Genomic DNA, 23,627 nt, shown 5'->3' on the forward strand with positions numbered 1-23,627 from the left:
ATTTTTTGTTTCTTTTTCATCTAAGGAAAAAGAAAGAGAAGCTTTAGAATTAAGCTCCCAATTGTGAAGAATGCCGATAATGGCCATTTTGAAGTATGGTCTTTTTGATTGAAAAAACTAAAGGCACGAACCAAAACCGTTCGTGCCTTTTTCCATTCATCCCTTTTTTAGGAACTCGATAATTGTACTAGTGATATATTTTATCTGATCATCCTCCAGTTCAGTATGCATCGGTAACGAAATCACTTCTTTTACCAGTTGATTGGTAACCGGAAAATCAGCCTCATTATACCGTTCATCAGCATAGGCTTTCTGTTTATGTAGCGGTATTGGATAATATACTCCGCACGGAATTTCCTTTTCCTGCAGATGTTTTACTAACGCATCCCTTTTTCCGTTGGTGATTTTTAAAGTGTATTGATGAAAAACATGGGTATCAGTCTCACCATCCCTAACCGGAATTTCAATATGCTCCTGTCCTTTTAAAGCTTTATCATATTTTGCTGCAGCTTCCTGCCGCGCTTTATTATATTGATCAAGTTTAGGCAGTTTCGCTCTTAAAACCGCAGCCTGCAGACTATCAAGCCTGGAATTTACACCCACAACATCGTGATGATATCGCTCATACATTCCGTGGTTTACAATCCCCCTTATCGTATGCGCCAGATCATCATTATTGGTAAAAATAGCACCGCCATCCCCATAAGCACCTAAATTTTTAGAAGGAAAAAAAGAAGTTGCAGCAACATCTCCAATTGTTCCGGCTTTAGCCTTTTTACCATCTTTAGAGTGATAATTTCCTCCAATCGCCTGCGCATTATCTTCAATTACATAAAGATTATGTTCCCTGGCAATCTCCATAATGGCATCCATATTTGCCGTTTGGCCAAAAAGGTGCACAGGTACAATAGCTTTTGTTTTGGGAGTAATAGCTTTCCTAACAGCTTCAGGATCGATATTAAAAGTATCGGGCTCTACATCTACCAGCACCGGAGTTAACTGAAGCAGCGCGATTACCTCTACGGTCGCGGCAAATGTGAAATCTGCAGTTATCACCTCATCACCGGGCTTAAGATCAAGTCCCATCATGGCAATTTGCAAAGCATCTGTCCCGTTCGCGCAGGGAATCACGTGTTTTACATCCAGGTATTCTTCCATTTCCTTCTGAAATTTTTGAACTTCAGGGCCATTTATAAACGCCGAAGATTCCAAAATCTCCTTGAAAGAATCGTTCACATTATCCTTTATAGCTTCATATTGACCATTAAGGTCTACCATTTGTATCTTTTTCATCATCTTTTTGTTGTCTTACGAAAATACGAAATATCGGCCCTACAGCCAATGCAATTTTTAGGAAAGGCCTATTTTAGCAGTATTAAAGAAACATGTTTTGAATACCCTCTATAATATTCTTATTGGTTTAGCTGAATTCTCTCTGCCGAAAATTGCCATTTTTAAGCCCCGCCTTAAATTATTTGTTGAAGGTCGCAAAAAAGTGTTTAACAAACTGAAGGCCGAAATTGGGCAAAATGACCGTGTGGTATGGTTTCATGCTGCTTCTTTGGGAGAATTTGAACAGGCAGTTCCGGTTATTGAAATGATAAAGGCCGAAGCACCGTACAGCAAGATTTTAGTAACTTTTTTCTCTCCGTCAGGTTACGAAAACAAGAAAAACCATCCTTTAGCTGATGTTATCACGTATTTACCGATGGATTCATCTGAAAAAGTAAAGAATTTTCTAAATATTGTCTCTCCAGAGCTTGTTTTCTTTGTGAAATATGAAATCTGGCCGAATTATTTGAAGGAACTCCGCAAACGAAAGATCCGTACCTTCCTTATTTCAGGAGTTTTCAGGGAAAATCAGGTTTATTTTAAAAATTATGGCGGCTGGATGCGGAAATCTTTAGAAACTTTCGAGCACTTTTTTGTGCAAAATGAAGCTTCGGAAGCACTGCTTAAAAAGCACAATTTCGACAACGTAAGTATTAGTGGAGACACCAGGTTTGATCGTGTTTCCCGGCAGATAGAGTACGATAACACATTATCTTTTGTAGAGGAATTCCTTCAGGAAAAACTTTGCCTGGTCGCCGGTAGCACCTGGCCCGAAGATGAAGAATTGTTGTTGGACTACATCAATTCTGCTTCAGAAGAAATAAAGTTTATAATTGCCCCGCACGAAATAAAGGAAGAAAAGATCCTGGCATTTCAGAAAAAGCTAATAAAACCTTCTGCAAGATATACTGAAAATCATCAGGATTTATCCGGTTTTGATGTTCTGATAATTGACACTATTGGTCTGCTGGGCAAAATTTACAGCTATGCCGATGTCGCTTATGTAGGCGGTGCCGCAGGAAATTCCGGACTTCATAACATCCTGGAACCCGCCACTTTTGGAGTACCAATCGTGATTGGCTCAAACTTTTCAAAATTTCCGGAAGCAATAAAACTTCAACAATTAGCCGGACTTTTTTCTGTGGCAACTGCAGCGGAAGCATCTTCTGTATTACAAAAATTAACTAGCGATAATGCTTTCCGAAGAAAAACCGGAATGATTTCGGGACATTTCGTTAACAGTAATACCGGTGCCACAGCCGCCATCCGCAACTATCTCTTCAATAAAAATCATTAAAACCTGCTTCCTTTTTAAAATATTAAGGACTTTAACATTTAATATGTAATAAATTAGGAACAAATTTTAACTTCGAACGCTTTTCATAACTAGTTTTGACAAATATAATTTTACAAAAAATTTTATTATGAAGAGATCGATTTTAATGCTTGCCATGTTTTTTACCCTTAGTACCGTTTTCACTTCCTGCCGGGAGGTTAATGAGGAAGAAAATGAAATAGAAATGGAAGCCGAAGAGATGGAAGAAGAAATGGAACAGGAGATGGATGGCGAAACACATGAAGAAATGGAGGAAAGAAATGAAGATGTAAATGAGCTGGATCGCGTAGGGCAGGAAATTGAAGATACCGCTGAAGAAACAGAATAAGAAGTTGCCTGGGAAGCCAGAAATACTATAATAAGAGGGTACTAACCAGGTTGAAAATGAACTGGATAGTGATCCAACAGACGATAATTAATCCTTAAACTATTTATAAATATGAAGAAATTATTGCTAATACTTGTACTTGTATGTTCTACCAGTGTCTTTACTTCCTGCAGAGAGGAGAAATCTGGCGTAGAAAGAGCTGCTGACGATATTGAAGATGCTGCCGATGATGTAGGCGACGCTGTAGAAGATGCTACAGACTAACAAGAAAGCTGCCTGAAAATTGTGCTACTACTTCTTTTAGGATTTTTTCCTGTAAAGATGATAATTTCTATTTTCAGGCAGTCTCTTAAAATTTTAATCCCGGTATTCTCGGGATTATTTTTTTGGCGGATAACCTTCCAAAGCTTTTTTCAGCACTTTATCAAACAGAGCCTGCCTTTCCTCCGGTTTGGCATTAGGATTAAATTTTACATCTATAACAGCCTGCCATACAAGGTTATCTTTTTCTTTGTCTATAAAATCTATAGTCATTTGAAGGAAGTTCTCTGGCCCTCCAATAGGTATTCCTCCAGAAACGCCAACTCCCATATTACCTCCACCGCCTCCAACTCCTAGACCAATACTGTTACCATTCTGTTGTTGGAATTCTTCAGTATAGATATTGACAAAAATATCCGGATCCTCTGCTATGGAAAAACCTTTTTGCTGCATCGCATTATCCAAAGCTCTTATCAACCTTGCTTCATCTAACTGACTGAGTCCGGAACGGAAGTCGGGGAAAAGTGCGTAAGTAGAATAATTACTGAAACTTGCAGTTTCATCGTAATCGTAGGCAATCTTTGGAGCGTTACAACCAGCAAAAAGAACGCAGATAAACAGAATTTTTATTATTTTCATATCATGTATTTTTAAGAGAAACTTCAATTAAAAATTCCCGCCGGGCAGAAATTAATTAAAGTTAATCAAAAACTATCCCGAAAATAAACAGATAAGAAAATGGTTTTATTCAGGCTTTTTATTGAGCATTTCCCACAGTCGGTCTTTTAATTCAGTAAGTCCTTGTTGTGCCACTGAAGAAATAAAAACATAATCTGCATTCAAATTTTGATCTAGCTCAGTCTTTAATTCTGCTTTAAGTTCAGTATCCAGCATATCGCTTTTGGAAATTGCAATTAGCCGATCCTTGTCTAGCATCTCAGGATTATACCTTCTTAACTCGTCCACAAGTATTTCGTACTGCTTGGCTATATTTGGAGCATCGGCCGGAATTAAAAACAGTAACGTTGAATTCCTTTCGATATGCCGTAAAAACCGGTAACCAAGACCTTTTCCTTCCGCAGCTCCTTCAATAATTCCCGGAATATCGGCAACTACAAAGGTTTTAAAATCCCGGTACTGTACAATTCCAAGGTTAGGCTTGAGAGTAGTAAATTCGTAATCTGCAATTTTAGGCTTAGCGGCGGTAATAACCGAAAGCAGCGTAGATTTTCCAGCATTTGGAAATCCAACAAGTCCAACATCTGCAAGAACTTTTAATTCCAGTGTAACATCTACTTCCTGTCCTTCAATTCCCGGCTGCGCATAACGCGGAGTCTGATTGGTGGAACTTTTAAAATGCCAGTTTCCAAGGCCTCCCTTTCCGCCTTCTGCTACAACATATTCCTTTCCGTCTTCAGTAATCTCATGAATTATTTCTTCTGTTTCGGTATCGCGGATTACTGTTCCCAAAGGAACATCGATATATTCATCTGACCCATCAGAACCTGAGCTTCTGGATTTTGATCCGTTGCCACCGTGCTCGGCTCTTACGTGCCGTTTAAATTTCAGATGGAAAAGTGTCCACAGGTTTTTATCACCACGAATAACTACATGACCTCCGCGGCCACCATCTCCACCATCGGGACCGCCTTTTGTTATATATTTTTCCCTGTGTAAATGTGCAGAGCCACTTCCTCCATTTCCGGAAGAAATGTGAATCTTTACATAATCAACAAAATTCCCTTCAGTCATATTCGTTCCTGTTTGAGGCTTTCAAGTAATTTATTCTCTTTGCTCTTAATATAGCATGTCGAAAATTGGCATTTTAAGGCAGCCTCTTTTTCCTTCAGTTATTAGATAAGCTTGTCTATAACCTCACTTAAGCGTTGGGTGATTTCCTGTACAGAGCCCACACCATCTACACCGTAATATTTATCGTCTTTTTTGTAGTATTCTTTAAGAATTGCCGTCTCTTCGTAGTAAACTTTAATTCTTTTTCTGATTACAGATTCATCTGCATCATCTGGTCTTCCCGAAGTTTTACCGCGCTCCAGTAAACGCTGTACCAAAACCTCGTCTTCCACTTCCAGAGCGATCATCGCATCTACCTCTTCTCCTTTGGAAGCAAGAAATTCGCCCAATGCTTCTGCCTGCGCGCGGGTTCTAGGAAAACCATCAAAAATAAAACCTTTAACATCCTCATTCGCTTCAACTTCTGCTTTCAGCATATCAATGGTCACCTGATCCGGAACGAGTTGCCCTTTATCCATATAGGATTTTGCGCTTAGCCCTAGTTCAGTTTCGTTTTTGATGTTGTACCGAAAAACATCTCCGGTTGAGATGTGTACCAGTTGATATTTCTCCTTTAAAATTGAAGCTTGTGTTCCTTTGCCGGCGCCGGGAGGGCCAAAAAGTACCAGATTTGTCATTTTTTATTCTTTGCGTTTATATACTTGCCTAAGATTCCTGCCCAAACCGTCGTAATCCAGGCCGTACCCAACAATAAATTTATCAGGTATTTCAATTCCTATATATTCGATATGCAATGATTTCTTGTAAGCTTCAGGTTTAAAAAAAAGCGTAGCTACTTTATAATCGGCTACATCTTCTGCTTCCAGGATCTTATTGATTTCCTCCAGCGTATTTCCTGTATCCACAATATCTTCAAGGATTACCACTTTTCTTACTTCCACTTTTTGGTTTAGTCCCACCAAAGTTTTCACTGTCCCCGTGGTAGAAGTACCTTCGTAGGAGCCCATTTTTACAAAACTCACCTCACAATCTCCTTCAAAACGTTTTATTACTTCTGAAGCAAACATAAAAGAACCGTTTAAAACACCTATAAATATCGGATTTTGGTTTTTATAATCCTCATTAAGCCGGTTTGCAATCTTTGCTACAGCACCTTCTATTTCTTCTTCGGAAATGTAAGGTTCAAATTGTAAATCATGAAGTTGAATCAAAGCATCAAATTTTAAAGAGGCAAAGATAAGGATTCTCAATCATCCAAACTATCAGATTTCTATAAGAATAAGTAGCGCATTCCACCTTAAAAAATTATTTTTGTATAAACTGAAACCTATATGCTCAACTATTTTTCTTCAGACTTTAAATTAGGAATCCTCGGCGGCGGTCAGCTGGGAAAAATGATGCTTTATGAAACCCGAAAATTTGATATTCAGACCAACGTTTTAGATCCAAATGCAGAGGCTCCGTGCAGGATTGCTTGTAATTATTTTGAGCAGGGAGATTTGATGGATTATGAGACCGTACTCAATTTTGGCAGAAAAGCAGATGTGGTTACTTTTGAAATTGAAGGCGTGAATGTTGAAGCACTTCGGAAATTAGAAGAAGAAGGCATAAAAACCTACCCTTCTGCCGCTACTCTGGAGAAAATTCAAAATAAAGGAATTCAGAAGAAGTTTTATTTAAAAAATAAAATTTCCACAGCAGCCTTTCAACTTTACAAGAACAAAGAAGAATTGCTTAAGGACATTGAGCAAGGAAAGCGAAAATTTCCTTTTGTCTGGAAAAGCACAACCGGCGGATACGACGGCAAAGGAGTTGCGGTCATTAAATCTGAAAATGATTTGAATACAATTCCTGACGCAGAATGTATTGCAGAAGAAATGATTCCGTTTAAAAACGAACTTGCCGTGATCGTGGCGAGAAATCCATCAGGGGAAGTAAAAACTTATCCGGTGGTGGAAATGGAATTTCATCCAGTTGCCAATCAGGTAGAATACGTAATATGTCCTGCGCGGATTGATCCTGAAGTAGCCGAGAAGGCAAGAAAAACGGCTGAAAAAGTATCCGAAGCATTTAAACATGTGGGACTTTTGGCTGTGGAAATGTTCCAAACAAGAGATGATGAAATCCTGGTAAACGAAGTTGCTCCAAGACCTCACAATAGCGGACATTATAGTATAGAAGCAAGTTACACCAATCAATTTGAGCAGCATATAAGGGCGATTCTCGATCTTCCGTTGGGAAATACGGATAGTAAAGTCGGCGGAATTATGGTAAACCTGGTTGGGGACGAAAATCATACCGGCGAAGTTGTGTATAAGAATATTGAGAAAATTATGCAGATGGATGGAGTAACACCACACATCTACGGAAAAAAAATCACCCGCCCTTTTCGAAAAATGGGACACGTGACGATTGTAAACGAACAGATTTCTGAAGCGAGAAAAATTGCTGAAGAAGTAAAAAATTCGATTAAAGTAATAGCTAAAAAATAACAATTATCTCACATCTATAAATGTGGGTACCAGAAAACAAACTATGGGAAAAGTAGCAGTAATCATGGGAAGTACCAGCGATTTACCGGTAATGCAGGATGCAATAGATATACTGAAAGGTTTTGATATTGAAGTTGAAGTAGACATTGTCTCAGCCCATCGCACTCCCGAAAAATTATTCGATTACGGAAAAAACGCCCACGAACGCGGGATACAGGTTATTGTGGCCGGTGCCGGTGGTGCTGCGCATTTACCGGGAATGATCGCTTCCCTTTCCCCGCTTCCTGTTATAGGCGTCCCAGTTAAATCCAGCAATTCCATAGATGGATGGGATTCTGTGCTCTCTATCCTGCAAATGCCGGGCGGAGTTCCTGTAGCTACTGTGGCTTTAAACGGGGCGAAGAATGCGGGAATACTGGCTGCGCAAATTATTGGCGCATCAGATAAATGTACCCTGGATAAAATTTTGGTCTACAAAGAAGGTTTAAAGCAGAAGGTAATTGAAGGCGCTAAAAAGGTGCAAAAATAAGACAAGCCACACTTTCGTGCGGCTTGCGTAGTAGTTACTTCTTTTTTGTAAACGTGTAAAATCTATTTATTAACCATTCTAAATATATTAATCCACAACTTCAAAGTAAACTACATCTTAAATGTTTTCTAAAGAAGGCGTAAAGATAGTTAAAAAAAACATAAATAATGGTTTCGGCCATATAATAAACTAAAAACGTCAAGAAATCTCCTATGACTACAAATAATCCATTGCTTAAAGAATTTACTTACGCACCTTTTTCTGAAATTAAGAATGAGCATTTTAAGCCTGCTATACTGGCTGCAATAGATGCAGCCCGTTCAGAGATTGATGCAATTGCAAATTCTAAAGAAGAACCAAATTTTGAAAATACTATAGCTGCCCTGGAATTTTCAGGTAAACAACTGGATCGGGTAACCAGTATTTTCTTCAATTTAAATTCTGCAGAAACCAATAAGGAAATTCAGACAATCGCACAGGAAGTTTCTCCGCTGTTGACCGAATTCAAAAATGACACCATTCTAAATAAAGCTCTTTTTGAAAAAGTAAAAGAGGTTTATGAGATTCAGGATCAACTGGAACTTAGCATAGAACAAAAAACGCTACTGGATAAAAAGTACAAAGCCTTTTCCAGAAATGGCGCTAACCTTTCTGAAGAGAAGCAAAAAGAACTTAGGGAAATTGATAAGCAGCTTTCTTCGCTGAGCCTTAATTTTGGAGAAAATGTGCTCGAGGAAACCAATAAATTCGAACTTCATCTTACCAACGAAGAAGATTTAAAAGGACTCCCGGACAGTTTTAAAGAAGAAGCAAAATCTGTAGCCGAATCCAAAGATAAAGAAGGCTGGATCTTTACCCTGCAGTATCCCAGTTATATTCCGTTTATGAAATATGCTGAAAACAGGGAACAGCGGAAAAAAATGGCTTTGGCTTTTGGTTCAAAGGGTTTTCATAATGATGAACTGGACAACCAGGAATATGTACTGAAAATTGCCAAATTAAGGCATCGGCGTGCAAACCTGCTGGGTTTTGAAACTCATGCCCATTTTGTCCTGGAACAACGCATGGCAGAAACTCCAGACAAGGTAAACAGCTTTTTAGAAGAGATTTTGGAAAAAGCCAAGCCTGCTGCCGAACGGGAATTTTCAGAACTTGAAAATTTCGCCAAAAAACTTGACGGAATTGATCAATTACAGAAATGGGATGCTGCTTTTTACGGAGAAAAGCTAAAACAGGAACTTTTTAATCTTAATGATGAAAAACTAAAGCCTTATTTTGAGCTTGAAAATGTTATAAAAGGTGTTTTTCTTGTTTCCAATAAACTTTACGGACTAAATTTTAAAGAAGTAGCTGATATTGACAAATATCATCCCGATGTAAAGACATATCAGGTCACTGATGAGCAAAATAAAGACGTCGCTTTACTGTACGCAGATTTTCACCCCAGGGAAGGGAAACGCGGCGGTGCCTGGATGACCGGCTATAAGCCGCAATACATCAAAAATGGCAAAAATGAGCGTCCGCATATTTCTATTGTGTGCAACTTCACTAAACCTTCAAAAACGGAGCCATCTCTACTGACTTTTAACGAGGTCACTACGTTGTTCCACGAATTTGGGCATGCCCTACATGGGATGTTGGCCAACACCACTTACCCCAGCATTTCGGGAGCGAATGTCTATTGGGATTTTGTGGAATTACCGAGCCAGGTGCTTGAAAATTGGTGTTATGAAAAGGAAGCGCTTCAGCTTTTTGCAAAACACTATAAAACTGGAGAGGCAATCCCAATGGAACTGGTTGAAAAGATAAAAGAATCGGCTAATTTTCACGAAGGCATGGCTACTGTAAGACAACTAAGCTTTGGGATGCTCGATCTTAGCTGGCACGGGATAGATCCAACAGATATTAGCGATGTAAAAGCACATGAAGATAAAGCTTTTGAGCCAACAAAATTATATCCCGATGTTGCCGAAAATTGTATGAGCACCTCATTTTCCCACATCTTCCAGGGCGGCTATTCTGCCGGATATTATTCCTATAAATGGGCAGAAGTGTTGGATGCGGACACATTTGAATATTTCCAGGAGCAGGGAATCTTCAGCAGGGAAGTCGCCAATAAATTCAGGGAAAATATTTTATCCCAGGGTGGTACCGATCATCCAATGACGCTTTACAAAAGGTTCCGCGGAAAAGAACCTCAACCTGAAGCACTTTTAAAAAGAGCAGGATTACTTCCGAAGAAATAATTAGAATTACGCAGCCAATTAACAGTTAGTAAGTAAATTGGCTGCTCTTTCCAGCTTAAATCTTATCGTTTTTATAACTAAATTGAGCTTTTGTTTTTATATTTTTGAGTAAGAAACTTTCTTATGCCAGCTCACAGCCTCGACCCTAACAAGTGGGTGGATAAATATTCAGATTATCTATTTAATTATACAATCGTTCGGGTTAACGACCGGGAGCTAGCTAATGATCTTATTTCCGAAACATTTTTGGCCGGATTAAAATCAATGAAAAATTTTAAAGGGGAAGCAAGTGAGCGTACCTGGCTGATTTCAATATTAAAACGAAAAATAATTGATCATTACCGAAAGATAAATTCGCGGAAAGGAAAAGCTGAAGTACACATTAATTATTCTGACGATTACAGCGATGGTGAATGGCTGGAAGAGCAGGTTGCAGACCACTCTGACCGTAATGCAGAAGATGAAATGGAAAATACCGAATTGGGAATGGCCATCCTGGACTGCCTGGATCAAATTAACGAAAAGCAGGCTGCCATTTTTAAAATGAAAACAATAGATGGAGCAGATACCGAAGTAATTTGTAATGAGTTTAATATCACCCCGTCTAACCTATGGGTAATTATACACAGGGCCAGGGTATCCCTTGCCGCATGTCTTGAAAAAAACTGGTTTTAGATTATGTTTAAAAAATTCTTCCTTATTAACTGCTCTAAAGCAGAAAACTGCTGTGACAAAGCTCAATACAAGGAGCTTAGCAGATTTAACAAGTTAAAATTGCTAATGCACATTGCGATTTGCCCACGTTGTAAAGAATATACCCACCGCAATTCCCATCTCACAAAACTTATCAAAAAATCTGATATAAAAACCTGTAGCAAAGTAGATAAAAAGGTGTGGAAAGAAAGGATACGGGAAGAACTTTCTAAACAAAATTCCTGAGAAGCAGTAAAACTACCAACCAAATTACAGGAACACTCTCCACCCATAATGAGGCGAAATAAGGATGCTGGTCTATTTTCGATTTTAGCAGAAATCCTCCCAAAATAAATAAAGTAAGCCCCAGCGTCAGGAAATTAATCCACATAAAGTTTTCCTGAAAAAACTCCAGAACAAGAATGATCGACAGGAGTGCATATCCCAAAATTTTTGTTCGTTTTACTCCTATTTGCTGCGGAAGTGTAGAAAGTGCCGCAAGATCGTATTTTAGATCCCTGATTTCGAAAGGCAACATCAAAACCACCACAAGCAGGAGACGCTGAAGAAATTCTACAACAACATCCCAGAGTAGAAAATCCATCGAAGTCATCGCTGGAAGTAAAACAGTCGCCCCCGCCCAGGAAAGTGCAATCACAAAAATCTTGATTCCGCTAAGGCTTCTCAAATTCCTTTTACGTCCAAGAAAAGGCACTGCATAAAAAAGCGTAAAAAGTCCCAGGACTATGGCCAAAACAATTACTTCAATACTCTGAATAAGAAAAAAATAAATTTCGGCTAAAAAGCAAAACAGTGAAAACACCTGGATAATTCTGAGGTTCCTGGTTAGACTTAAATGCTTCAGTTTAGCAATCCCCGCGTACTTCACAAAATTGTAACCGGTAATCGTTCCGAAGAAAATAAAAAAGAGCAGGTCGTAATCTGGTGCCATCCCAAATTCCAAGAAAGTAATTACACTAAGCGAGACTACCGCCAAAGACACATGGATACTGCTGCTTATATATAAATCTATAGAATTCTTCAGGAAACTCATTACTCAAAATTAAGCATAAAAAAAGCACCGTCAGCATAACCCAAATCTTAACATCTGTAAAAGGCCAAATTGCAAATTTTTAGATTTAAAATCCGTATTTTCGCGGCTCAAAACCACGACGATTTTATGAGAACAGATTCTTTTGCACTGCGCCACATTGGCCCCAGGGAAAGCGAACTAAAAGAAATGTTGGACACTATTGGAGTTGATTCTCTGGAACAGTTAATTTATGAAACTATTCCAGACGATATCCGTTTGAAATCTCCATTAAATTTACCGGCTGCGCTAAGTGAAAACCAATATGCCGAGCATATTGGAAAACTGGCTGCCAAGAATAAAATTTTTAAAACTTACATTGGTTTAGGGTACCACCAGTCGATTTTACCGGCTGTTATTCAGCGTAATGTTTTGGAAAATCCGGGCTGGTACACTGCTTACACCCCTTACCAGGCAGAAATTGCCCAGGGAAGGTTGGAAGCGCTGCTTAATTTCCAGACAATGGTAAGTGATCTAACCGGAATGGAGATTGCGAATGCCTCTCTTCTGGACGAATCTACCGCAGCGGCAGAAGCGATGGCTTTGTTGCATGCACTGCGTGACCGAAAGCAGAAAAAAGATGACGTAAATAAATTCTTCGTTTCTGAAGAAGCCTTACCTCAAACTATTTCTCTTTTAAGCACCAGGGCAGATTTTCTTGGTATTGATCTGGATATTGGAAACCACGAAGAATTTGAATTTTCTTCGGAATACTTTGGAGTGCTCCTTCAATATCCCGGGAAATATGGACAGGTTCATAATTATACAGAATTTGTTTCCCGTTGTAAAGAAGCCGAAATTAAAATCGCCGTGGCAGCAGATATTCTAAGCCTCGTAAAATTACAGGCTCCTGGAGAACTGGGAGTAGATGTTGTGGTTGGAACTACTCAGCGTTTTGGGATTCCTCTTGGTTACGGCGGGCCACATGCCGCTTATTTTGCGACAAAAGAAGAATATAAAAGAAATTTACCGGGAAGGATTATTGGCGTGACCAAAGATTTAGATGGCAACCACGCTTTACGAATGGCGCTGCAAACCCGGGAACAACATATCAAAAGGGACAAAGCGACTTCTAATATTTGTACTGCACAGGTTTTACTTGCAGTAATGGCAGGAATGTATGCAGTTTATCATGGCCCTCAAGGTCTTAAGTACATTGCCGACACCGTACATTACTCTGCAACAAATCTTTCCGCTCAACTTGTAAAGCTAGGATTTGAGCAAATAAATACTTCATATTTCGATACGATAAGACTTAAAGCAGATGCTGCAGCGGTTAAAGCTGTAGCTGAAGAAAACGAAATCAATTTCTACTATCCAGATTCAGAAACTGTCTCTATTTCTATAAATGAAACCACTACACTTGAAGATCTTAATGCAATAGTTGCTGTTTTTGCTGAAGTAGCCGACAAAGAATGTGATTCGCTGGTAGAAATTTTAGAAAATGAAGCTATTCCAAAAGAATTAAGCAGGAAAACCGAATTTTTAACGCATGAGGTTTTTAATTCTTATCGTTCTGAAACAGAATTGATGCGCTACATCAAAAAGCTGGAGCGAAAGGATTTATCCCTTACCCATTCCATGATCTCCCTTGGATCGTGTACCATGAAACTTAATGCCGCTTCAGAAATGCTCCCGTTAAGTAATCCGCAATGGGGAAATATCCATCCATTTGCGCCCATAGAACAAGCAGAAGGTTACCAGATCGTGCTTAAGCGCCTGGAAGATCAATTAACCGAAATCACAGGTTTTTCGGCTACCTCACTTCAGCCGAATTCCGGTGCGCAGGGAGAGTATGCCGGATTAATGGTGATAAGGGCATATCAGGAATCTATAGGGGAAGGACATCGTAATATTTGTCTGATCCCTTCATCTGCTCACGGCACAAATCCGGCTTCCGCAGTAATGGCCGGGATGAAAGTGGTCGTGACAAAAGCCGGTGAAAATGGAAATATTGATGTGGACGATCTTCGTGAAAAAGCGATAAAACACAAGGATAACCTGGCCGCATTAATGGTAACTTATCCTTCCACCCACGGCGTATTTGAGTCGGCTATTAAAGAAGTTACGCAGATTATTCACAACAACGGCGGACAGGTTTATATGGACGGCGCAAATATGAATGCCCAGGTTGGATTGACAAATCCGGGTGCCATTGGCGCCGACGTTTGCCATCTTAACCTTCATAAAACTTTTGCTATTCCGCATGGCGGCGGTGGCCCGGGAGTAGGACCAATTTGTGTAGCAAAACAACTTGCTCCGTTTTTACCCGGGAACCCTGTGATTAAAACCGGTGGAGAAAATGCCATTGGTGCTATTTCTTCGGCTCCATGGGGATCTGCGCTTGTATGCCTTATTTCCTACGGATACATAAAAATGCTGGGCAGTAAAGGACTTCAGCAAGCTACAGAGCACGCTATTTTAAATGCCAATTATGTAAAAGAGCGTTTAAGCGAACATTATAAAACTTTATATTCCGGAGAAAGAGGACGCGCTGCCCATGAGATGATCGTAGATTGCCGACCTTTTAAAGCCAACGGAATAGAAGTAAGTGATATCGCCAAGCGTTTGATAGATTACGGCTTCCACGCTCCTACTGTATCATTTCCGGTAGCGGGAACTGTAATGATCGAGCCTACAGAAAGTGAAAGCAAAGCCGAACTTGACCGGTTTTGTGACGCTCTTATTTCCATAAGAAAAGAAATTAGCGAAACTTCAGCTGAAGAGGAGAATAACGTCGTAAAAAATGCACCACATACTTTGAAGATGTTAACCTCAGACGAGTGGAGTTTCCCTTACAGCAGAGAAAAAGCTGCATATCCGTTAGATTATATCGCTGAAAACAAATTCTGGCCAAGTGTTAGGCGCGTAGATGAAGCTTTTGGGGATCGTAACCTGATGTGCACCTGCCCTCCTACTGAAGATTATGCATAAACATTAAAAGCAGAGGAATTTCTGAGAAGAAGATTTCCGGCGGGGAATAAATTTCAGAGTTTCAAACGTTTAAATCTTAGCATAGAAAAGGCTGCTTCAAAAACAGTTTGTCGAAAACTGCTATTTTGAAGCAGCCTCTTTATTTTTTAATAAAGAAATCTTTTTCAGACATCGGAATTAAACATAGCTTAAACAGGGACAATTCCTAATATTTCGTTAAATTAGAGGCCAATAATCAGAATATTGCATGATGAATATTAAAATTACCGGTACGGGAAGTTATATCCCAAATGTGATCACGAAGAATGCAGACTTTCATCAACATGAGTTCTATAATACAGACGGCTCCACCTTTCCGCATGATAATGAAACGACAATAAAGAAATTTAAAGCTATTACAGGAATTAAAGAAAGGCGATATCTTGATGAAGACCTTACTACCTCCCAAATGGCAATTATCGCCGCACAAAAAGCCATTAAAGCTTCCAGAACAGACCCTGAAACCTTAGATTATATTATAGTAGCTCATAATTACGGCGACGTAAAACACCAGAGCCTGCAAAGCGATACGGTGCCGAGTATGGCCACCCGTGTGAAGTATGAATTGCAAATAAAGAACCCTTCCTGCGTAGGTTATGATGTCCTTTTTGGATGTCCCGGCTGGATTGAGGGAATGATCCAGGCACAGGCTTTTATTCGCTGCGGAATGGCAAAAAAATGCCTTGTTATTGGCGCCGAAGCTCTATCACGTGTAGTCGATAAACACGACCGGGATGCAATGATTTTTTCTGATGGTGCCGGAGCAGTTGTTGTGGAAGCTACAGAAGAAGCGGGAGGGATCCTTTGCCACAGCAGCGCGACACATTCTTATGAAGAAGCGAATTATATCTACTTTGGCAAATCAAATAAAGCAGAATCTCCGGAAGATGTGCGATATATCAAAATGAACGGACGTAAAATCTACGAATTTGCTTTAAAACACGTCCCACAGGCGATGAAATCCTGCCTGGACAACAGCGGGAAATCCATAGATGAACTTAAAAAGATTTTTATTCATCAGGCAAACGAGAAAATGGATGATGCCATTATAGAACGTTTTTACAAGTTATACAGGAAAAAAGCCCCTGTAAACGTTACGCCCATGACAATTCATGAGCTCGGAAACAGTAGCGTAGCGACTGTTCCGACCCTTCTGGACCTGGTAATAAATGGAAAAATGGAAGGTCAAAAACTGGAAAAAGGAGATGTGGTTATTTTTGCAAGTGTTGGTGCGGGAATGAACATTAACGCTATTGTTTACGAATATTAAATAAGATGTACGAGAACAATTTTCCGCATAAGAGGTACCAAAAAACGATAGATTTCCTGCAGGAAAACGTTCCGGCCCCGGCTAAAATTTTGGATTTGGGCGTAGAAAATCCATTTGTAAAAATAATGCGGGAGCATAATTATTCTGTGGAGAATACTACGGGTGAAGATCTTGATACAGATACGTCTGCAGTCAAAAATGGCAATTTTGATGTGGTGACAGCTTTTGAAATTTTTGAGCACCTTGTCGCTCCATATAATGTACTAAAAGACATACAGGCAGAGAAGCTTGTAGCTACTATTCCGTTGAAATTGTGGTTTTCCAGCGCCTACAGGAGCAAAACCGACAAATGGGACCGTCATTATCATGAATTTGAGGACTGGCAGTTCGATTGGTTACTGGAAAAAGCCGGCTGGGAGATAAAGAACACTACGAAATGGACGAATCCCGTCAAAAAGATCGGAATACGACCTCTATTGCGGAAATTCACTCCGCGTTATTACGCAGTTTATGCTGAACGGAGATAAATTACCGGATAAGGCTGATATTTGCCTTTTTTACCTCCTCACCTAAATCCTCCGGAAATTCAATTCTTATCCAGTAATCGTCTGAAGGCATGGCCCTGTTATTAAAAGTGCCATCCCAGGATTCATTAGGACCTTTTAATACCTTCAGCAGTTTACCATACCTGTCGAAGATATAACATTCAAAATTCGAATTGCAGGTGACATTGGAAAGTTCAATTTTCCAATTGTCATGCACTCCATCGCCATTAGGTGTAAAAAATAACGGATAAGTATAGCAAACTTCTTCTTCAGGCGTTTCACAATTCAGAAGGAAATCGGGGGCAGTATAAGAACACGGTCCATTAAGGATTTTCACCTGCGTGTATTCTCCGGTTTCTAAACCATCTATTGCAAGCACTCCGTCTTCATTAGAAGTAAGTGAATTTAACTGCAGGTTGCCACCATTGAACAACGTTTCAACCGAATAAGCTGTGTCAGGATCAAGCCCTTCAAAAGAAACGCTGCCATTTGCATTACCACAGTCATTAGGATCAATTATCTGGAGAAGAACAATAGCACCTTCTGCAGCACCAAGAGTAATGGTCTCTTCTAAAAAGATTTCACAACCGTCATAAAGCAATTCTAAATTATTATAATTACCGGAAGCAAGACCTTCAATAGTAATAGTACCGGAAGCATCGGCAACTAAATCCTCCACTACAATCACTTCTGAATTGTAGTCATACATAAGATTGTAAGTAACATCTGGTTCGAGTTGTGTGATAGAAACAGAGCCGTTTGTAGCAGAACAGGAATCGGGATTAGAGGTTGTTATTTCCGCCTCTGGAGATTGAGGAGAATTGATCTGAACTTCATTATCATAACTATGGATGCATCCATTGCTGATAATTGCAAATTCTGAATAGTTCCCTGCAGGAAGGGAATTCAAAATTATTTTCCCATTAGAATCGCTGTTAACAATACCAGCAGTTTGTGAGTTTCCGTTAAAACTGTATTCGAATTCATAAGAAGAATCTTCAGCTAATCCGAAAATCACGATACTTCCATCCTCCATACTACACCCCGAAGTATCGAAAGATTCAAAATCCACCTCAAGCGTTTCGGTACTTCTCAGGTCGAAAAGTTCATCATAATTAAATGTACATGCACCTTTAGTGATAAAAAACTCTGAATATTCTCCTTCGGGAAGATCTGGAATAATTAATTCGCCAACTGAATTACTGGAAATATTTCCTGTTGATTGTAAACTACCATTACGCGTGTAGTTTATGCCATATTCATGATTAGCACCCAAATTGGAAAAAATAAGTGCGCCGTTTTCACTTCCGCAATCGGGAGTGCTGGCTTCAATTTCCACATCAGAAAGATTTTCAGAGAAATTCATAATCCATACAGCTCCTTCGCCATCTTTCTGAGCACCCGCCACAACTTTTAGCGGATCTGAATTGGAGACAAAAGCAACAGAAATTCCGAAAGAATCCCCGGTGGCAAGATCTCCCGTAAAGCCACCAATATTCTCAGCATATTGATAACTTTCACTCACCGTACCATCACTATTCAATTCCACTACAAAGAAAGCACCGGACTGTGCCCCGGTTTCGGGATTATTGCACCTCGCACAGCCCAACAGAATTTCTACCAGCCCGTCACCATCTATATCTGACATGCTATCGATAGATCTTGCAAAAATGGCATTCGAATTTAGGGAAAAATTACCACCGCCGGTAGTGGCAGAAACTTTTTCACTCTTAATTACAGATCCATCAGCATTTAGAAAAAGCACATAAAATGCTCCAAAATCTGAGCCTCCATCGTCGTCCCTGTAACTTCCCACAGCAATATCCACAACGCCATTGCCATCCAAATCTCCCAGAGACGCAACAGAACCCCCAAAGTAATCACCAGATTGTAAATTAGCCGAAAAGTTACCACGGGTTGCGCTTATCTTCTTATGCTCCCTAACTGTAAAGTCGTTGTTTAAAAAAAGAATCCACACCGCACCCGTTTCTATACCTCCATCTGGGTCTCTACGGGAACCTACGGCGATCTCCTGAATACCATCGTTATCTAAATCCCCAATATTTTCAATATCTGTTCCAAAAACAACTTCTCCTGAAAGAACCCCTGTAAAGCCACCTTCATAATCACTGATTTTTGTATGTGCTGCGACAGTCCCGTTGCTATTGAGGCTTAGAATATACACCGCACCGTGCCAGTAGCCACCATCCCCATCATATTCGGCTCCTACAGCCACTTCCGGCTTACCGTCGCCGTTGAGATCTCCCAGGTAAGCGACAGAAGCGCCAAAAACATCTTCGTTATCTAGGTTGCCGGTAAAACCTCCTTGTGTATCACTTATCTTTTGATAATCTTTTACCGTGTCGTCTTCATTTAAAAATAAGACATAAACGGCTCCCCGGTTTTGCCCTCCATCATCATCTGTAAAGGCACCTACCATAATGTCTTCAACACCATCATTATTGATATCTCCAATATTATCTACGGAATATCCAAACTGATCTCCTGCTTTTAGTGCTCCCGCAAAATTTTCTGAAGAATTATCGATTTTGGTATAACAGCCAACCTCATACTCCTGACAAAAAATAGAATTGATAAAAAGAAAGCAGAAGCCTATTAAGAACTGGAAGTTTTTCGTCATATTTGGTTAAAAATTGACATTAATTCCTGCATGAAACTCAGCATTATTATTCCGGCATATAATGAAGAAGAACATCTGGCAGACTGCCTTTCCTCTTTTGTGAGCCAGACTTTACTGCCGGACGAATTAATTATTGCCGATGATAATTCTACAGATGATACCTTTTTGATTGCACAAGAATTTAGTGAAAAATACAGTTGGATAAAGGTTTACAAAAATAACACGGAGTCACTACACATGCCGGGCTCTAAAGTAATTAATAATTTCTATTTTGGCCTTTCCCACAGCGAAGGAAATTATGATCTTCTTGGAAAATTTGACGCTGATCTTTTGCTTCCACCCAATTACTTTGATGAAATTAAAAATTACTTTCAGAAATTTCCAAACCTGGGAATGTGCGCCGGAAATGTTTACGTCCAAAATGAGAATTTGGAATGGGTACATGAGAAGATTTCAGATAAAGAACATATTCGCGGGCCGGTGAAATTATATTCTGCAGAATGCTTTAAGAAAATAGGTGGCTTAAAAGCTTCTATTGGCTGGGATACGGTAGATGAACTACTTGCTAAATATTACGGTTTCCGCACGCTGACTATTCCCTCATTAAAAGTAAAGCACCTGCGGCCAACAGGAAAATCTTATAATTCCAAATCCAGAAAGATTCAGGGGGAGGCGCTCTATAGAATGAGGTATGGCTTTAAACTGGCTTTTTTAAGTGCTTTAAAGATGAGCGTAAATTATAAGGACCCGAAGATTCTTCAGGAGTATATGTCCGGTTATTTTAAAGCTGAAAAACAAAAACAGCCTTTCCTCGTTTCAGAAGAAGAAGGCCGCTTTATAAGAAAATTCCGTTGGAAGAATATCAGAAAGAAACTATTCTGATAATTTCTTACGATCCAACATCATATACAAAGGTTTACCGGTGGCTGCATTAGGAAAGGAAATTCCGAGCAACGCCGAAACTGTTGGTGCTATATCCACAATTTCAGAACGCTCTGTAGTACTGCCTTGTTCAATGCCATTTCCGAAGAAAATCAGCGGTGCATGCGTATCGTAGGTAAATCCGCTACCGTGCATTGAGCCTGTTTTGGAATAGGAAACCACGGCTGGATCCAGGATAAAAATCACATCTCCACTGCGCTTTTGGTTAAAACCCTGCTGGATGGCAGCTCCCATCCCGCTTGTATAATTCCCTCCCTCCAGTTGTGAACGGGTATAGACTTTATCTATCTGATCCTGCTGAAGAATATAATGTGCAACTTTATCTTCAAGTTCATCAGCATCGATTCCGGCATTATACAAGGCTTTGTAATCAAAGAATACCTGATCATTATAAATTTCAGCAATAAGATTATCCTTTCCATACTCTTCACTCACAAAGTTGCGTAAACTTTCAGTAAAATCTTTAGAATCAAAATATCCTGCAGGTATTCTCAAAGACTGGAGATAAGCTGAAACATCCCCTCCGCCATGGTCTGCAGTTAGAAAAACGGTGTAGGCTCCCTCGCCAACGTTCTCATCCAGATATTTTAATAATGTCGCAATATTTTTATCCAGGCGAAGATAAGTATCTTCAATTTCTTTTGAATTTACTCCAAAATTGTGACCAATTTTATCTGGACTGGAAAAACTAAGGGCAAGAAAATCTGTATCCTCATCCTGTCCCAATTCTTCAGCTTTTATGGCAGCCAGCGCGAAATCAAGGGTGAGATCATTTCCATAAGGGCTCACGGTAATAAGATCAAACTGGTTATTCTCCTCTTTTAATGCAGCAAGATCATAAGGGAAAGAAGTGTCTGTCTTTCCTTTAAATCCAGCTTCAAATTCGTTTACGTCTACACCACTGGCTACATAACTTTTAATAGGATATAACGTATTCCAGGTCTTAAAATAAGATTCTGCAATATTGGAATTATTAAAATCTTTTACCCATTGTGGTAAATCTTCCATATAAAATGAACTGGTAATAAATTTACCTTCGTCTTTTCCATGAAACCAATAAGCTGCATTTGCAGTATGTCCCGCAGGCAATATAGAACCCCGGTCTTTTATGGAAACCCCAATTGTCTTACCCCTCATTTGAGTGTGCAAACGATTTTGATCTGCAATTGTTGTGACTTTCATCCTGTGCGGTGACATTTTTCCCGCATCAGAATCTGTACCTACCGGCTCCACAGACTCGTCCCCTGCGCAATAAACAGATATATTTTCGAATTTATTATACCAGTTATTTCCAATGATTCCATGATTTGCCGGACCGGTGCCTGTGTGAACAGAAGCATGACCGGGTCCTGTGTAAGTGGGAACATAATTAAAATGGTTGTTTTTAAAATTATATCCCTCATTAATCATTCTTTTAAATCCATCATCCCCATACCGTTCCCAGAAGCGCGTGAGATAATCATACCTCATTTGATCTACTACTATACCAACCACAAGCTTCGTTTTCTGCTTATCATTTTCCTGTGCATTTAACGGAAGAACACATAAAACCGTTACTAGTAAAATAAATAATTGTCTCATAATTTTAAATTGAAGAAACCAAAAATAATAAACTCAGTGCCATAAACTTTAATTCTACGTTAAATACTTTCGTGCTTCTTTTTTGTATTTTAGCTTTACAAAAATTATTGGATGGGTTATCTGCATTCTATTGGTGAATACTTTTTAATGATAAAGGGGGTGTTTGGAAGAATGACCAAACGCTCTGTACTAAAAGAATTAATTTTTAAGGAAATAAACGAGCTTATAATTGGTTCCTTAGGAATTGTGGCTTTTCTGTCTTTTTTCATTGGAGGTGTAGTTGCTCTTCAAACAGCCTTAAATTTAAATAATCCTTTAATACCGAAGGCATTAATTGCTTATGCTGCCAGGCAATCTATAATTCTGGAATTCTCCCCTACATTTATATCTATTATTATGGCGGGAAAAGTAGGTTCTTTTATTACTTCCAGCATAGGATCCATGAGGGTAACTGAACAAATTGATGCCCTGGAAGTAATGGGGATAAACTCCCTAAATTATCTTATTTTCCCTAAGATCATTGCAATGCTTACCTATCCGTTTGTCATTGCCATTTCCATGTTTTTGGGAATAGTAGGTGCTTATATGTCGGCAGTATTGGGTGGCTTTGTGGTGCCAGATGAGTTTATTAGCGGGCTGCAGGATGATTTTGTAGGCTTTCAGTTGTTTTATGCATTCTTTAAAACATTTTTATTTGCCATGATTCTGGCAACTGTTCCCTCTTATCACGGTTATTACATGACCGGCGGCTCATTGGAAGTAGGTAAGGCAAGTACTACCTCGTTTGTATGGACCAGCGTGGTAATTATTATTACTAACTATATAGTAACCCAATTATTACTTAGCTAAAATGATAGAAATAAAGGATATACATAAAAGTTTTGATGAACAAGATGTCCTTAGAGGAATAAATTTTGTTTTTGAAACCGGAAAGACAAATCTTATTATAGGACAATCTGGCTCTGGAAAAAGTGTGCTCTTAAAGTCTATGCTGGGTCTGTTTACTCCGGAAAAAGGAACTATTGAATACGATGGAAAACCTTATTCTACTTTTAGTCCGGAGCAAAAACGGGAGCTTCGGAAAGAAATAGGAATGCTTTTCCAGGGAGGCGCTCTCTTTGATTCTATGACGGTTGAAGAAAACGTGATGTTCCCTTTAAGGATGTTTAAAAAAGGCCGGAAAAAGGATCATCTGGAACGCGTTAATGAAGTTCTGGAAAGAGTAAACCTTACCGGTAACGGAAAAAAATATCCCGCAGAAATTAGTGGAGGTATGCAAAAAAGGGTGGCAATTGCCCGGGCAATTGTAAACAAGCCAAAATATTTGTTTTGTGATGAACCCAACTCTGGACTTGATCCAAAGACAGCCACTGTTATTGATAATCTTATCCACGAATTAACAGTCGAATACGACATTACTACTGTAGTTATTACCCACGATATGAATTCTGTTTTAGAGATCGGAGAAAAGATCGCTTTTCTTAAAGATGGTGTACTTGCCTGGAAAGGTGATAAAAGTCAGATTTTTAAAACCGACAATGAAGCTGTGACCGATTTTGTATATTCTTCAGATTTGTTTAAAAAAGTAAAACAGGCGCAACTTCAGGGTCTTTAAG

The 23,627-nt window shown here is 39.4% G+C and carries 21 protein-coding genes; 13 read left to right on the plus strand and 8 right to left on the minus strand.

All coding sequences use genetic code 11. The features are described 5' to 3' along the window. Positions 1–156 precede the first annotated feature (156 nt). Positions 157–1,293, minus strand: a complete 1,137-nt coding sequence (locus tag RM549_RS05355; protein WP_311682647.1) for a DegT/DnrJ/EryC1/StrS family aminotransferase — start codon at positions 1,291–1,293, stop codon at positions 157–159. 97 nt (positions 1,294–1,390) lie between these two features. On the opposite strand from RM549_RS05355, the gene RM549_RS05360 reads away from it, so the two are divergent. The 3 genes from RM549_RS05360 to RM549_RS05370 all read left to right on the plus strand — a co-directional run bounded on the left by RM549_RS05360 (position 1,391) and on the right by RM549_RS05370 (position 3,260). Further along, entirely contained in the window at positions 1,391–2,629 is a 1,239-nt protein-coding gene (locus RM549_RS05360) for a 3-deoxy-D-manno-octulosonic acid transferase (protein ID WP_311682559.1), read from the plus strand. 127 nt (positions 2,630–2,756) lie between these two features. Next, positions 2,757–2,996, plus strand: coding sequence for a hypothetical protein (locus tag RM549_RS05365; RefSeq protein WP_311682561.1), 240 nt, complete (start codon positions 2,757–2,759; stop codon positions 2,994–2,996). Between the two features lie 111 nt (positions 2,997–3,107). Then, positions 3,108–3,260, plus strand: coding sequence for a hypothetical protein (locus RM549_RS05370; protein WP_311682563.1), 153 nt, complete (start codon positions 3,108–3,110; stop codon positions 3,258–3,260). A gap of 114 nt (positions 3,261–3,374) precedes the next feature. Here RM549_RS05370 and RM549_RS05375 read toward each other — a convergent pair whose 3' ends face one another. The 4 genes from RM549_RS05375 to hpt all read right to left on the minus strand — a co-directional run bounded on the left by RM549_RS05375 (position 3,375) and on the right by hpt (position 6,220). Beyond that, positions 3,375–3,896 carry a DUF4136 domain-containing protein gene (locus RM549_RS05375; protein ID WP_311682565.1) on the minus strand — a complete coding sequence of 174 codons (522 nt, stop codon included), beginning with the start codon at positions 3,894–3,896 and terminating at the stop codon, positions 3,375–3,377. Between the two features lie 105 nt (positions 3,897–4,001). After that, positions 4,002–5,009: a GTPase ObgE gene (gene obgE, locus RM549_RS05380; RefSeq protein ID WP_311682566.1), complete on the minus strand. Its 1,008-nt coding sequence runs from the start codon at positions 5,007–5,009 to the stop codon at positions 4,002–4,004. A 101-nt stretch (positions 5,010–5,110) separates the two neighbouring features. Further along, on the minus strand, positions 5,111–5,686 hold the full coding sequence (locus RM549_RS05385; RefSeq protein WP_311682568.1) for an adenylate kinase: 576 nt from the start codon (positions 5,684–5,686) through the stop codon (positions 5,111–5,113). 3 nt (positions 5,687–5,689) lie between these two features. Next, on the minus strand, positions 5,690–6,220 hold the full coding sequence (gene hpt, locus RM549_RS05390) for a hypoxanthine phosphoribosyltransferase (protein WP_311682569.1): 531 nt from the start codon (positions 6,218–6,220) through the stop codon (positions 5,690–5,692). Between the two features lie 120 nt (positions 6,221–6,340). Between hpt and RM549_RS05395 the strand changes: the two genes are divergently transcribed. From RM549_RS05395 to RM549_RS05410, 4 genes are all read left to right on the plus strand, one after another. Further along, entirely contained in the window at positions 6,341–7,501 is a 1,161-nt protein-coding gene (locus RM549_RS05395) for a 5-(carboxyamino)imidazole ribonucleotide synthase (protein ID WP_311682570.1), read from the plus strand. A gap of 43 nt (positions 7,502–7,544) precedes the next feature. Then, the gene (purE, locus tag RM549_RS05400; RefSeq protein WP_311682572.1) at positions 7,545–8,030 is read left to right on the plus strand and encodes a 5-(carboxyamino)imidazole ribonucleotide mutase; all 486 of its coding nucleotides are present in this window, start codon (positions 7,545–7,547) and stop codon (positions 8,028–8,030) included. A gap of 212 nt (positions 8,031–8,242) precedes the next feature. Next, a complete protein-coding gene (locus RM549_RS05405; RefSeq protein WP_311682573.1) occupies positions 8,243–10,276 on the plus strand; it encodes a M3 family metallopeptidase in 2,034 nt (677 codons plus the stop codon). A gap of 123 nt (positions 10,277–10,399) precedes the next feature. Next, positions 10,400–10,951 (plus strand): sigma-70 family RNA polymerase sigma factor, encoded by a 552-nt coding sequence (locus tag RM549_RS05410; protein WP_311682574.1) that lies wholly within the window; start codon positions 10,400–10,402, stop codon positions 10,949–10,951. A 247-nt stretch (positions 10,952–11,198) separates the two neighbouring features. Here the strand turns inward: RM549_RS05410 and RM549_RS05415 are convergent, their stop codons facing one another. Then, positions 11,199–12,023 carry a UbiA prenyltransferase family protein gene (locus tag RM549_RS05415; RefSeq protein ID WP_311682575.1) on the minus strand — a complete coding sequence of 275 codons (825 nt, stop codon included), beginning with the start codon at positions 12,021–12,023 and terminating at the stop codon, positions 11,199–11,201. A gap of 126 nt (positions 12,024–12,149) precedes the next feature. Here RM549_RS05415 and gcvP point away from each other — a divergent pair, with 126 nt between their 5' ends. From gcvP to RM549_RS05430, 3 genes are all read left to right on the plus strand, one after another. Then, positions 12,150–14,993: an aminomethyl-transferring glycine dehydrogenase gene (gene gcvP / locus RM549_RS05420; RefSeq protein WP_311682576.1), complete on the plus strand. Its 2,844-nt coding sequence runs from the start codon at positions 12,150–12,152 to the stop codon at positions 14,991–14,993. A 250-nt stretch (positions 14,994–15,243) separates the two neighbouring features. Beyond that, the gene (locus tag RM549_RS05425) at positions 15,244–16,302 is read left to right on the plus strand and encodes a 3-oxoacyl-ACP synthase III family protein (RefSeq protein ID WP_311682648.1); all 1,059 of its coding nucleotides are present in this window, start codon (positions 15,244–15,246) and stop codon (positions 16,300–16,302) included. A 5-nt stretch (positions 16,303–16,307) separates the two neighbouring features. Beyond that, complete coding sequence (locus tag RM549_RS05430) at positions 16,308–16,829, plus strand: class I SAM-dependent methyltransferase (RefSeq protein ID WP_311682578.1); 522 nt, start codon at positions 16,308–16,310, stop codon at positions 16,827–16,829. A gap of 1 nt (position 16,830) precedes the next feature. Here the strand turns inward: RM549_RS05430 and RM549_RS05435 are convergent, their stop codons facing one another. Then, on the minus strand, positions 16,831–19,488 hold the full coding sequence (locus RM549_RS05435) for a T9SS type B sorting domain-containing protein (protein WP_311682580.1): 2,658 nt from the start codon (positions 19,486–19,488) through the stop codon (positions 16,831–16,833). A 30-nt stretch (positions 19,489–19,518) separates the two neighbouring features. On the opposite strand from RM549_RS05435, the gene RM549_RS05440 reads away from it, so the two are divergent. Next, positions 19,519–20,370 (plus strand): glycosyltransferase family 2 protein, encoded by an 852-nt coding sequence (locus tag RM549_RS05440; RefSeq protein WP_311682582.1) that lies wholly within the window; start codon positions 19,519–19,521, stop codon positions 20,368–20,370. Here the strand turns inward: RM549_RS05440 and pafA are convergent. Further along, positions 20,362–22,011, minus strand: a complete 1,650-nt coding sequence (gene pafA / locus RM549_RS05445) for an alkaline phosphatase PafA (RefSeq protein WP_311682584.1) — start codon at positions 22,009–22,011, stop codon at positions 20,362–20,364. The genes RM549_RS05440 and pafA overlap by 9 nt on opposite strands. Positions 22,012–22,122: 111 nt before the next feature. On the opposite strand from pafA, the gene RM549_RS05450 reads away from it, so the two are divergent. Continuing rightward, entirely contained in the window at positions 22,123–22,860 is a 738-nt protein-coding gene (locus tag RM549_RS05450) for an MlaE family ABC transporter permease (RefSeq protein WP_311682586.1), read from the plus strand. Position 22,861: 1 nt separating this feature from the next. After that, the gene (locus tag RM549_RS05455) at positions 22,862–23,626 is read left to right on the plus strand and encodes an ABC transporter ATP-binding protein (protein ID WP_311682588.1); all 765 of its coding nucleotides are present in this window, start codon (positions 22,862–22,864) and stop codon (positions 23,624–23,626) included. The last annotated feature ends 1 nt before the right edge of the window (position 23,627 follow it).

Source organism: Autumnicola patrickiae (assembly GCF_031846525.1).
Lineage (GTDB): Bacteria > Bacteroidota > Bacteroidia > Flavobacteriales > Flavobacteriaceae > Autumnicola > Autumnicola patrickiae.

What these genes read in the sequence shown, in the direction of transcription:
- RM549_RS05375 (WP_311682565.1), bottom strand. Translation starts at nt 3,896, where the DNA reads ATGAAAATAATAAAAATTCTGTTTATCTGCGTTCTTTTTGCTGGTTGT.
- RM549_RS05410 (WP_311682574.1), top strand. Translation starts at nt 10,400, where the DNA reads ATGCCAGCTCACAGCCTCGACCCTAACAAGTGGGTGGATAAATATTCA.
- RM549_RS05365 (WP_311682561.1), top strand. Translation starts at nt 2,757, where the DNA reads ATGAAGAGATCGATTTTAATGCTTGCCATGTTTTTTACCCTTAGTACC.
- RM549_RS05355 (WP_311682647.1), bottom strand. Translation starts at nt 1,293, where the DNA reads ATGAAAAAGATACAAATGGTAGACCTTAATGGTCAATATGAAGCTATA.
- purE (WP_311682572.1), top strand. Translation starts at nt 7,545, where the DNA reads ATGGGAAAAGTAGCAGTAATCATGGGAAGTACCAGCGATTTACCGGTA.
- RM549_RS05435 (WP_311682580.1), bottom strand. Translation starts at nt 19,488, where the DNA reads ATGACGAAAAACTTCCAGTTCTTAATAGGCTTCTGCTTTCTTTTTATC.
- pafA (WP_311682584.1), bottom strand. Translation starts at nt 22,011, where the DNA reads ATGAGACAATTATTTATTTTACTAGTAACGGTTTTATGTGTTCTTCCG.
- RM549_RS05440 (WP_311682582.1), top strand. Translation starts at nt 19,519, where the DNA reads ATGAAACTCAGCATTATTATTCCGGCATATAATGAAGAAGAACATCTG.
- RM549_RS05455 (WP_311682588.1), top strand. Translation starts at nt 22,862, where the DNA reads ATGATAGAAATAAAGGATATACATAAAAGTTTTGATGAACAAGATGTC.
- RM549_RS05370 (WP_311682563.1), top strand. Translation starts at nt 3,108, where the DNA reads ATGAAGAAATTATTGCTAATACTTGTACTTGTATGTTCTACCAGTGTC.
- RM549_RS05450 (WP_311682586.1), top strand. Translation starts at nt 22,123, where the DNA reads ATGGGTTATCTGCATTCTATTGGTGAATACTTTTTAATGATAAAGGGG.
- gcvP (WP_311682576.1), top strand. Translation starts at nt 12,150, where the DNA reads ATGAGAACAGATTCTTTTGCACTGCGCCACATTGGCCCCAGGGAAAGC.
- obgE (WP_311682566.1), bottom strand. Translation starts at nt 5,009, where the DNA reads ATGACTGAAGGGAATTTTGTTGATTATGTAAAGATTCACATTTCTTCC.
- RM549_RS05425 (WP_311682648.1), top strand. Translation starts at nt 15,244, where the DNA reads ATGAATATTAAAATTACCGGTACGGGAAGTTATATCCCAAATGTGATC.
- RM549_RS05395 (WP_311682570.1), top strand. Translation starts at nt 6,341, where the DNA reads ATGCTCAACTATTTTTCTTCAGACTTTAAATTAGGAATCCTCGGCGGC.
- RM549_RS05415 (WP_311682575.1), bottom strand. Translation starts at nt 12,023, where the DNA reads ATGAGTTTCCTGAAGAATTCTATAGATTTATATATAAGCAGCAGTATC.
- RM549_RS05385 (WP_311682568.1), bottom strand. Translation starts at nt 5,686, where the DNA reads ATGACAAATCTGGTACTTTTTGGCCCTCCCGGCGCCGGCAAAGGAACA.
- RM549_RS05405 (WP_311682573.1), top strand. Translation starts at nt 8,243, where the DNA reads ATGACTACAAATAATCCATTGCTTAAAGAATTTACTTACGCACCTTTT.
- RM549_RS05430 (WP_311682578.1), top strand. Translation starts at nt 16,308, where the DNA reads ATGTACGAGAACAATTTTCCGCATAAGAGGTACCAAAAAACGATAGAT.